Here is a 10588-nt window from a genome sequence, read left to right on the forward strand (position 1 = left end):
TGCGCCTTCGTGGGGGGCGACCCCCCACACCCCCCGGCAAGAACGCCGACTGCCGTCCTCCACTCCGCTGGCGCTCCGTTCCGGACGTCAGTCGGCGCCTTCGTACAGCATCCGCGCCGTTTCGCGGCAGCGTTCGAGGGCGGCGCGGACGTAGCGCGGCGACGCACCCGCCATCCCGCACGCCGGCGTGATCACGACCTGCCGGCCCAGCTGCGCGGCCGGGAAGCCGAGCCGGCGCCACAGCTCCTTCACCGGCGCGGCGGTCGCCTGGAGGGACGGCAGCGCGGCGTCCGTTCCGGGCACCGCGCCGAGGAACAGGCCGACGCCCGCGTCGATCGTCTCGCCCACCGCGTCGTCGTCGCGCCTCGGCACGAGGCCCAGATCGACCGAGATCGCCTTCGCGCCCGCACCGCGCAAGAGCGCGTACGGGACGTTCCGGGCGCAGCAGTGCACGACCGGGTACGCGCCCGCCGCGTCGATCACCTGCCGCAGCGCGTCCTCGGCGACGGGCGCCTCGACGGCCCGCAGCCGGGCGAACCCGCTGGCCGTCGGGACCGTCCCGGCGAGCGCGGCGGGCAGGCCCGGCTCGTCCAGCTGCACGATGACCTGCGCGGCCGGCAGGCGCCGCCGGACGTCGGCGACGTGCGCCGCGACGCCCTCGGCCAGCGACGCGACGAGATCGCGGACGGCGCCCGGGTCCTTCAGCGCGCGGTCCCCGTTCCGCAGCTCGATCGTCGACGCCAGCGTCCACGGCCCGCACACCTGGATCTTGAACGGGCCGTCGTGGCCGCCCGCGACCTCCTCCAGGACGTCCAGGTCCCGCGCGAGGTGGTCGAGGGAGCGCACCGTGTCGCGGCCCGGCCGGTCGGAGAACCGCCAGCCGGACGGCTCCACCCGCACCGGCATGTCCACCAGCAGCCCGGCCGTCCGCCCGGTCAGGTCGGCGCCCGGCCCGCGGGCGGGGAGCTCCGGCAGGTGCGGCAGCTCGGGGAGCTCCCCCAGCACGATCCGCAGCGCCTCGGCCGGGTCGTTCCCCGGATACGACCCGACCCCGGTCGCCGTGCCCGCCTGCCACGGGAAGTCGCTCGTCACGGACGGAACCCTACCGGCGGACGATCAGAGCAGTTCCGCCAGCCGGTCCAGGCGGCGCAGCGTGTCGTCCGCCGGCTCGGTCGGCAGGTCGAACAGGACCTCGTCGACGCCCGCGCCCTCCAGGCTCGCGATCACCTCGGGCTTCGGCGGGACCGCGAACAGCGTCACCGGGACGCGCCGCCCGGCCCGCTCCCGCAGCTCCGCGATCTGCGCGGCGAGCGCGTCGGTGCCCCGCCCGAAGATCGGCATCCAGCCGTCGCCGAACTCGACCACCCGGTCGAACGTCGTCGGCCCCGACCCCCCGATCAGCACCGGCGGGTGCGGGTCCTGCACCGGCTTGGGGTAGGAGAACACCGGGTCGAAGTCGACGAACTCGCCGTGGAACTCCGCCTCGTCCTTCGTCCACAGCTCCTTGACCGCGAGGACGCGCTCGCGCAGCAGCCGCATCCGGGTCGCCGGGTCGGTGCCGTGGTTGCGCATCTCCTCCCGGTTCCAGCCCGCGCCGACGCCCAGCACGGCCCGCCCGCCGGAGACCAGGTCGAGCGAGGCGACCTCGTTGGCCAGCACGATCGGGTCCCGCTGGACGATCAGCGCGATGCCCGTGCCGACCCGCAGCCGCTCGGTCGCCGCCGCGGCCGCGGTCAGCGTCACGAACGGGTCGAGCGTCCGGTAGTAGCGCCGGGGCAGCTCGTCCCCGCCCGGCCACGGCGTCTCCCGCTTCACCGGGATGTGCGTGTGCTCGGCCACGAACAGCGACCCGAACCCCCGCTCCTCCAGCGCCCGCCCCAGCGCGGCAGGCCCGATCCCGTCGTCCGTCACGAACGTCGACACACCGAATTTCACAACGCCCTCCAAGCGCGCACCGGCTCATTGACTCGCGGCAAGTCAACGCATGGTCATGGGGTGCCCGTCAAGCGGGGACGCGGGCCGTCTCGGCGATCGTGGCGGAGGCGAGGACGCGGTCGCCCTCGTAGAGGACGGCGGCCTGGCCGGTCGCGACGCCGCGCGCCGGGGCGTCCAGGCGGATGCGCAGGCCGTCGCCGTCCCGCTCGGCGGTGCAGGCGTACACCTCGCCGTGCGCGCGGAGCTGGACGTGGCAGGCGAACGGCCCGGCGGGCGCCTCGGCCAGCCACACCGGCCGCTCCCCGATGATCTCGTGGACGTCCAGCTCCTCGCGCGGCCCCACGGTCACGGTGTTGGTGACCGGCGAGATGTCCAGGACGTAGCGGGGCTTGCCGTCCGGGGCGGGGACGCCGAGCCGCAGCCCCTTGCGCTGCCCGATCGTGTACGCGTACGCGCCGTCGTGCTCGCCGACCCGCGTCCCGTCGGTGTCGACGATCGGGCCGGGCGCCGAGCCGAGCCGCTCGGCGAGGAACCCGCGGGTGTCGCCGTCGGCGATGAAGCAGATGTCGTGGCTGTCCGGCTTGTCGGCCACCTGGAGGCCGCGCCGCTCCGCCTCGCGCCGGATGTCGGCCTTGGTGGTGTCGCCGAGCGGGAACATCGCGTGCGCGAGCTGCTCCGGCGTGCAGACCGCCAGCACGTACGACTGGTCCTTGCCCTCGTCCACGCCGCGGCGCAGGACGCCGCCGTCCAGCCGCGCGTAGTGGCCGGTGCAGACCGCGTCGAAGCCGAGCGCCATCGCCCGGTCCAGCAGCGCCGCGAACTTGATCTTCTCGTTGCAGCGCAGGCACGGGTTCGGGGTGCGGCCCGCCGCGTACTCGCTGACGAAGTCCTCCACGACGTCCTGGTGGAACCGCTCGGCGAGGTCCCAGACGTAGAACGGGATGCCGATCACGTCGGCGGCGCGGCGCGCGTCCCGGGAGTCCTCCAGGGTGCAGCAGCCGCGCGCCCCCGTCCGGTACGACTGGGGGTTGCTGGACAGGGCCATGTGGACGCCGGTGACGTCGTGCCCCGCCTCGGCGGCGCGGGCCGCGGCCACCGCGGAGTCGACGCCGCCCGACATGGCGGCGAGTACGCGCAGAGTCATAGTGCATCCGAGCGTACGCGGCGTCGGAGGGTCGGTCGCCGCCGTTTCCGCGTACGATGAGCCGGGTTATGGGAATCTTCCGCCGCCCGCGCGAGTCCTCCGCCGCGACACCGCCCGCGATCAGCGAGTTCTGGGAGTGGTGGGCGCAGGCCCGCCCGACGATCGAGGCGTCGCTGGCGGCCTCGGGCACCGGCCCGGAGGACGCCGGCGGCCCCGCGCCCGGCGAGGGCCTGTCGGCGGAGGCGATCGAGGAGCTGTCCCGCCGCGTCCACCGGATCCACCCGGACCTGCAGTGGGAGATCGGCGGCGCGGACGACCGCACGCCGTCCCTGACGGTCACCGGCGGCGGCGACCCGGAGCTGCGCGGGCTGGCCGAGCGCTGGTTCCGCGCCGCCCCGGCCGGCGCGGCGGCCGGCGACTGGACGTTCCATCCCGCCCGCCGTCCCGACCTGGAGATGCTGTCGCAGGACCTGGTCCTCGGCGACCACGAGTTCGACCTGGAGTACGTCCGGCTGGGCATGCGCGCCGACCCCGACCGGGCCCGGGTGCACATCACCGCCTACCACCCCGACTTCCTGTTCGTGTCGGAGGAGCAGCAGGTGGCGGTCGCCCTGCACGTGCTGGACTGGGCGCTCGGCGAGGACGACGTGGCCCGCTGGATCGGCGAGGTCTCCATCGCGACGGAGGCGCCGATCGACTCGCTCCCGCCGTCGATGCTGTCCGCGGTCGTCGAGCAGATCGCCGAGCCGTTCAGCGAGCCCGCCTGGCTCACCGGCGAGGGCCGCACGCCCCGCGGCCACCCGGCCCGGCTCGGCGCCCGGTTCCCGCTGCACCGGCAGGACTACCCGCTCTGCGACCTGCACGTGGCGATCACCGTCCCGTACGCCAACGCCAACCCCGACCGGCTCCCCGTGGAGCCGTCGTCGGGGGCGCTGCGCGCGTTCGAGAAGAAGCTGACCAAGCTCGGCGACCGGGCGGTCCTCGCCGTCCGCGAGACGGGGGACGGCCTGCGGGTGTTCCACCTGTACGCCGACCCCGACTCCGGGGTGATCGCCGAGCTGGACCAGCTCGCCGCCGGGTGGGGCGAGGGCAAGGCGAAGGTCGCCTCGACCGCCGACCCCGGCTGGAAGGCCCTGGCGCCGTACCAGCCGTGAGCCGCCTCTAGCGGACCTGGGGCAGCAGCCGGCGGGCGCCGCCGCGTCCCGCCCGGCCCCGGCCCCGGCCCCGGGAGCCGTTCCGGACGGCCTCCACCTTGCGCCAGCGCGCCTCGCAGAACGAGTAGGCCCCGAAGACCAGCAGCCCCACCGCGACGACGACCAGCAGCCACGGTCCCGCCGGGGTGCCGGCGAATTGGCGCAGCGTGCCGTCGAGCCCCTTGGCCTTGCCGGGGTCGAAGGTGACGGCCGCGTACCCGAGGAAGACCCCGACGCCGCCGAAGACGACGCCGCGGGAGGCGCGGCCGACGACGCCGAGCGTCTTGACCACCGTCCGGGTGCGCTGGCTCATCTGCCCGGTGTTGAGGCGTTCGAGGAACTTGCGCCGGACGGCGCCGACGACGCTCCCGACGCCCCAGGCGAAGAAGCCGATGCCGACGGCCAGGACGAGCCACCGTCCGCCGGTGTGCTCCATCGCGCGCGCCGTGTACGTCTTGGACTGCTCGTTGCTGGAGTTCCCGCCCTGCCCGAGCACGAAGTTCAGCATCGTGACGAAACCGGCGGAGTAGAAGACGCCGCGGCCGAAGGACGCCAGCCGCTTGGTCGCCTTCCTGCCGTCCGCGGTGGGCTGCCCGAAGGCCGCCTCGGAGAAGCGCCAGAGGGCGAGCCCGGCGAACCCGGCGGTCAGCAGCCACAGCATCACGGTGCCGCCCGGCTTGTCCGCGACCGTCTGGAGCGCTCCCTGCTTGTCGGCCTCCTGGCCGCCGTCGCCCAGCCCTATCTGGACGGCGAGCCAGCCGATCAGCAGGTACAGCACGCCCCGCGCCACCAGACCCGACCGGCAGAAGGCGTGGAACGCCTTGTGTCCCGCAACCCGCCGGCCGGCCCGCTCCACGCCGTCGGCCGCATTCGTGGTCATCGTCCCCGTCCCTTCCCGTCGCGAACGGCAGAGCTGTGCCCGGTGACGAGTCGGTCAAACTCCGGCAAAGTGCAGCTCAGGCGCCGGGAGGGCGGTCGTCCTGCGGTTCGACGGCCTCGACCTTGCGCCATCGGACCTCGCAGAAGGAGTAGAGGCCGAAGGTCACGACACCCAGGGCGATCACGGCCATCCCCCAGCCGCCGGCCGGGGTGGCGGCGAACTCGCGCAGCACGCCGTCCAGCCCCTGGGCCCGGTCCGGCTCGAAGGAGATCGCCGCGTAGGCCAGGAAGGCGCCGACGGCGCCGCCGATCAGGCCGCGCGCGACGTTCCCGACCATCCCGAGGGGCTGGACGATCCAGTGCGCCACCGTGCCCATCTCGTCGGTCGCCAGCTCGTCGCGGAAGGCGCGCCGCCCGGCGTTGACCAGCGTGACGCCGCCCCAGACGACGAAGCCCGCGCCGACGGCGAGCACCGCCCAGCGGCCGCCGGGCTCGGCCATGGCCCGCGCGGACAGGGCGCGTGACTGCTGGTCGCTCGACGTGTGCCCCAGCCCGAAGAGGAAGCCGATCGTGCCGGTGCACCCCGCGACGTAGGTGAGCCCGCGGAAGGCGGCCGGGAGCCGCATCCGCTTGCGCCGTCCCTGGGGAAGGGGGCGCCCGTAGAGCGCCTCGGCGAACTGCCACAGGGCCAGCCCGGCGAACCCCGCGGCGAGCAGGCAGAGGACGGCCCAGCCGCCCGGCCTGTCCGCGATGGCGCGCAGCGCGCCCTGCTTGTCGGCCTCCGTGCCGCCGTGCCCGGCCGCGATCAGCAGGGCCAGCCAGCCGATCAGCAGGTAGAGGACGCCGCGCGCGGCGAGGCCGGCGCGCGAGAGGAGGTGGAACCAGGGGTGACCGGCCGCGCGCCGCCCGACCTCGCGGGCCGTGTCCTTCGCCGCCATGTCACCTTCCTCGAACGGCAAACGCCGTCCCCGTTCAAGGATCGGTCAAACCCGGTCGCCGAAGGAGGGGCGGGCTGCCCCGGTCAGGACAGGCCGGCGCGCCGCGCCCGTTCGACGGCGGGGCCGATGGCGTCGGCGAGGGTCTTGACGTCGGCCTCGGTGGAGGTGTGGCCGAGGGTGAAGCGCAGCGAGCCGCGGGCCCGCTCGGGGCCGGTGTCCATCGCCATCAGGACGTGGCTGGGCTGGGACACGCCGGCGGAGCAGGCCGAGCCGGTGGAGCAGGCGATGCCGCGGGCGTCGAGCAGCATGAGCAGCGCGTCGCCCTCGCAGCCGGGGAAGGAGAAGTGGGCGTTCCCGGGGAGCCGGTCGGCGGGGTCGCCGTTGAGGATCGCGTCGGGGACGGCGGCGCGGACGGCCTCGATGAGCCGGTCGCGCAGGTCGGCGAGGCGGCGGGCCTCGGCGTCGCGGCGGGCCGCGGACGCCTGGACGGCGGCGGCGAAGCCGGCGATCGCGGGGGTGTCGAGCGTCCCGGACCGGACGTCGCGCTCCTGGCCGCCGCCGTGCAGCAGCGGCACCGGGTCGAGGAACAGCGGTTCCTTCGGCTTGGCGAGCAGGAGCGCGCCGACGCCGACGGGGCCGCCGAGCTTGTGGCCGGTGATGGTCAGCGCCTGCGCGCCGCTGGCGGCGAACCGGACGGGCAGGTGCCCGGCGGCCTGGACGGCGTCGGTGTGCAGCGGGACGCCGTGCTCGCGGGCGACGGCGGCCAGTTCCGGGACGGGCTGGACGGTGCCGACCTCGTTGTTGGCCCACATCACGGTGGCGAGGGCGACGTCGTCGCCGCTGCCGAGGGCCTCGCCGAGCGCCTCGGGGAGGACGCGGCCGAGGCCGTCCACCGGGATCCACTCGACGGTGGCGCCCTCGTGGTCGCCGAGCCAGGCGACGGCGTCGAGGACGGCGTGGTGCTCGACGGCGCCCGCGAGGACGCGGACGCGGGCCGGGTCGGCGGCGCGGCGGGCCCAGTAGAGGCCCTTGACGGCGAGGTTGTCGGCCTCGGTGCCGCCGGAGGTGAACACGACCTCGCTCGGCCGGGCGTCGAACGCCTCGGCGATGATCTCGCGGGACTCCTCGACGACCCGGCGGGCGCGGCGGCCGGCCGCGTGCAGCGAGGAGGGGTTGCCGAGCTCGCGCAGCTCCGCGGTCATCGCCTCGATGGCCTCGGGCAGCATCGGGGTCGTCGCCGCATGGTCGAGGTAGGTCACCACGCGCTCAACAGTATCCGCGCGGCCGCTGTTCCCCGCGGGCGCCCGGGAGCCTGCGGGAGCGGCGCCGGGAGGGGCGCCGTGACCTGGGGAATAACGCTACGCAGGGCGCGGTTGGCGTGTATACCGTCCGGCCGGTACAGTGGAATGGTCATGAAACGTGAAGCCCTCCTGGACGCCGCGGAGTCCGTGCTGTTCGAGCACGGCACGCAGGCGCTGACGCTCGCCGCGGTCGCGGACCGCGCGGGGGTCAGCAAGGGCGGGCTGCTCTACCACTTCCCCACCAAGGAAGCTCTGGTCAAGGCCATGGTGGCGCGGGTCATCGAGGAGTTCGACGGCCTGATCGCCTCCTACGACGACGGCACGCCGGGGTCCTACACCCGGGCCTACGTCGAGGCGACCTTCGAGATCCTCGGCGGGGAGGCCCGCGCGTACCGACGATGGTCGGCCATCACGGCCGCCGCGGCGGATCCGGAGCAGGCCGAGCCGCTGAACGAGGCGATGCGGCGCTGGCACGGCCGCGATCCCGCCGACGACCCGGACCCGGGCGCCGCGCAGGTGGTCCGGCTGGCGGCCGAGGGCCTGTGGGAAGTGGTGAGCCACGCGCCCGAGCTGTACGACGGGGAACAGCTCGCGGCACTGAAACGGCGGCTGCTGGCGCTCCTGCCGTAGCACGCCGGTGACCTGACGCAGGGCGCCGCCCCCGGCGCCCACCCGGCACCGTCCGAGACGCTCCCGGCCCCATCTGGGTCTGGAGCGTTCCATGACGCCCGGATCCCCGCCGCAGAGGAACCAACGCGCACATGCGTGCGCACACATCGCACGCGCGACGAGCCGAGAAAGAGGTGAACCATGCTGTTCCGTGCCCGTTCGGGGACGTTCCTGACCTTCGCACTGGCGGGCCTGCTCACCGGAGTGTGGGTGGCCAGGATGCCGGCGCTGGCCGGGAAGTTCGGGACGTCCGAGGGCGAGATCGGCATCGTCGTCCTCATCTGGGGCCTCGGCGCGATCGTCGCGATGCAGGCCCTGCGCGGCGTCATGGCGCGGGCCGGGAGCCGCAACGTGCTGCGGGTCGCGCTGCCGCTGACCGCGCTGTCGTACGCGGGCGTCGCGCTCGCCCCCACCTACGGGCTGCTGCTCGGGGCCGTCGCGCTGTTCGGCATGACCTTCGGGATCACCGACATCGCGATGAACGCCCAGGGCAGCGTGGTCGAGCAGGCGTACCGCCGGTCGATCATGAGCGGGATGCACGCGGGCTGGTGCGTCGGCGCGATGAGCGGCGGCCTGTACGGCGTCGCGACCGCGGCGGCCGGGCTCGGCTTCACCGCCACCGTGCTGGTCGCCGCGCTGGCGGCGGTGCCGCTCGGCCTGGCGCTCGGCCGCACCTACCTCCCCGACGGCTACCCGGTCGACAGCGGCGCGGTGCCCGCCACCGCGCTGCCCGCCGCGTCCGGGACGGGCCGGGCGGCAAGGCGGCTGCCCGCCGCCGTCTACCTCATCGGCGTGCTCGCGTTCATCGCGTTCATGACGGAGGGGTCCATCGCCGACTGGAGCGGGCTGCTGCTGCACGACGAGATGCACGCCTCGCAGGCCCTCGCGGCGCTCGGCTACCCGATGTTCGAGCTGGCGATGCTGTTCGGCCGGCTGGTCGGGGACCGGGTCCGGATGCGGCTCGGCACCCGCCGGCTGCTGACCGGCGCCGGGATCGGGACCGCGCTCGGCATGACGGCCGTCGTGCTGGCGCCGTCCGCGCCCGTCGCGATCGCCGGGTTCTTCGCGACCGGGCTGGTGGTCTGCACGGTCGTCCCGACGACGATCTCGCTGGCCGGGACCGCCGCGCCGGGCCGCCCGGCCGCCGCGGTCGCGCAGGTCGGCGCGATGGGCTACGGCGGCCTGCTGCTCGGCCCGGTCGTGGTCGGCTTCCTGTCGGACGCGACGTCGCTGCGCGTCGGCGTCGGAGTGGTCGTCCTGCTGGCGCTGCTGATCGCGGCCGGCGCCCGCCTGCTCCCGCTCCGGTCGCTGGCCGACGTCTCGGCGCACTCCCCGGAGGCGGCGGTCGCCGCGGCGGAGGCGCCATCGGCGGTCACCGCAACGGAGGTGGCGGCCGGGATCGCCGCCACCGAGGCGCCGCAGACCGCCGGGGTCGCCTCCGGCGCGTCCGGCGACGACCCGAACGGCACCCATCCGGAGCCCGTCGCCGCCTGACGCCGGTCACGCCGCCCCGCACCGGAGGCTCCCTCCCCCACCGAGGCATTGATCCGGTATAAACGCCCTCTAATCCAGAGACGGGGCGGCATATGGGCGACTGGCGGGTTCCGGGGTACAGCGAGCTGCGGGTCCTCGGCGAGGGGGCGCAGGGCCGGGTCGTCCTGGCCCGGCACGACGGCACGGGACGGCCCGCCGCGATCAAGTACCTCGCCGGGGCGCTCGCGGGCGACGCGGAGTTCCGCGAGCGCTTCCGCGGCGAGGCGGACCTGCTGCGGCGGCTGCGCCACCCGTTCGTCGCACGCCTGTACGGGCTGGTCGAGACGGCCGACGGCGCGGCGATCGTGATGGAGGCGGTGGACGGGGCGTCGCTGAAGGCGGTGCTGGCCCAGAGCGGCCCGCTGGCGCCCGAGGCCGCGCTCGCGGTGCTGAAGGGCTCGCTGCTCGGCCTGGCCGCCGCGCACGACCTCGGCATCGTCCACCGCGACTACAAGCCCGCCAACGTGATCGTCCGCGGCGACGGGTGCAGCAAGCTGATCGACTTCGGCATCGCGGTGGAGGCCGGGGAGGGCGGACGGTCCGGCACGCCCGTCTACATGGCGCCCGAGCAGTGGCGCGGCGAGCCCGCCTCCCCCGCCACCGACGTCTACGCCGCGGCGTGCGTGTTCTTCGAGTGCGTGACCGGGCGCCGCCCCTACACCGCCGAGGACCAGGCCGGGCTCATGGGCCGCCACCTCACCGCGCCCATCCCGGTCGGCGACGTCCCCGAGCCGCTGCGGCCGCTCATCGAGCGGGGCCTGGCCAAGAGCGCGTGGGACCGCCCGCTCGGCGCCGCCGCGTTCGTGACCGAGCTGGAGTCCGCGGCGTCCGGCGCCTACGGCCCCGACTGGGAGACGCGCGGCGTCCGCACGCTCGCCGGCGCCACCGCCGCGCTGTCCCTGCTGTTCCCCCTCACCGCTCTCGGGCTCGGCTCGGGCGGCGCCGGAGCGGGCGCCGCCGCGGGCGGAGCGGGCGCGGCCGGCACGGCGGGCGCCG

General features: G+C 75.3%; 10 protein-coding genes. 4 read left to right on the forward strand and 6 right to left on the reverse strand.

The window, feature by feature from the left end; translation table 11 throughout:
- Positions 1-87: 87 nt before the first annotated feature.
- The 3 genes from ABZ914_RS38060 to mnmA form a co-directional block, all read right to left on the reverse strand.
- A complete protein-coding gene (locus ABZ914_RS38060; protein WP_500199278.1) occupies positions 88-1092 on the reverse strand; it encodes a methionine synthase in 1005 nt (334 codons plus the stop codon).
- Between the two features lie 24 nt (positions 1093-1116).
- Entirely contained in the window at positions 1117-1935 is an 819-nt protein-coding gene (locus ABZ914_RS38065; RefSeq protein ID WP_500199280.1) for an LLM class F420-dependent oxidoreductase, read from the reverse strand.
- Between the two features lie 67 nt (positions 1936-2002).
- The gene (mnmA, locus tag ABZ914_RS38070) at positions 2003-3079 is read right to left on the reverse strand and encodes a tRNA 2-thiouridine(34) synthase MnmA (protein ID WP_433239031.1); all 1077 of its coding nucleotides are present in this window, start codon (positions 3077-3079) and stop codon (positions 2003-2005) included.
- 68 nt (positions 3080-3147) lie between these two features.
- Here mnmA and ABZ914_RS38075 point away from each other — a divergent pair, with 68 nt between their 5' ends.
- A complete protein-coding gene (locus ABZ914_RS38075) occupies positions 3148-4233 on the forward strand; it encodes a DUF695 domain-containing protein (RefSeq protein WP_190865123.1) in 1086 nt (361 codons plus the stop codon).
- Positions 4234-4240: 7 nt separating this feature from the next.
- Here the strand turns inward: ABZ914_RS38075 and ABZ914_RS38080 are convergent, their stop codons facing one another.
- The 3 genes from ABZ914_RS38080 to ABZ914_RS38090 form a co-directional block, all read right to left on the reverse strand.
- Positions 4241-5152, reverse strand: a complete 912-nt coding sequence (locus ABZ914_RS38080; protein ID WP_500199282.1) for a DUF1206 domain-containing protein — start codon at positions 5150-5152, stop codon at positions 4241-4243.
- Between the two features lie 76 nt (positions 5153-5228).
- On the reverse strand, positions 5229-6089 hold the full coding sequence (locus tag ABZ914_RS38085) for a DUF1206 domain-containing protein (RefSeq protein WP_500199284.1): 861 nt from the start codon (positions 6087-6089) through the stop codon (positions 5229-5231).
- Positions 6090-6172: 83 nt separating this feature from the next.
- Complete coding sequence (locus ABZ914_RS38090; RefSeq protein ID WP_500199290.1) at positions 6173-7348, reverse strand: cysteine desulfurase family protein; 1176 nt, start codon at positions 7346-7348, stop codon at positions 6173-6175.
- Between the two features lie 153 nt (positions 7349-7501).
- Here ABZ914_RS38090 and ABZ914_RS38095 point away from each other — a divergent pair, with 153 nt between their 5' ends.
- The 3 genes from ABZ914_RS38095 to ABZ914_RS38105 all read left to right on the forward strand — a co-directional run.
- Positions 7502-8020 (forward strand): TetR/AcrR family transcriptional regulator, encoded by a 519-nt coding sequence (locus ABZ914_RS38095; protein WP_387027184.1) that lies wholly within the window; start codon positions 7502-7504, stop codon positions 8018-8020.
- Between the two features lie 180 nt (positions 8021-8200).
- Complete coding sequence (locus ABZ914_RS38100) at positions 8201-9553, forward strand: MFS transporter (RefSeq protein ID WP_500199287.1); 1353 nt, start codon at positions 8201-8203, stop codon at positions 9551-9553.
- A gap of 92 nt (positions 9554-9645) precedes the next feature.
- A partial coding sequence (locus ABZ914_RS38105) for a serine/threonine-protein kinase (protein ID WP_500199289.1) occupies positions 9646-10588 on the forward strand: 943 nt, incomplete at its 3' end.

The sequence above is a fragment of the Spirillospora sp. NPDC046719 genome, assembly GCF_040645715.1.
Classification (GTDB): domain Bacteria; phylum Actinomycetota; class Actinomycetes; order Streptosporangiales; family Streptosporangiaceae; genus Spirillospora.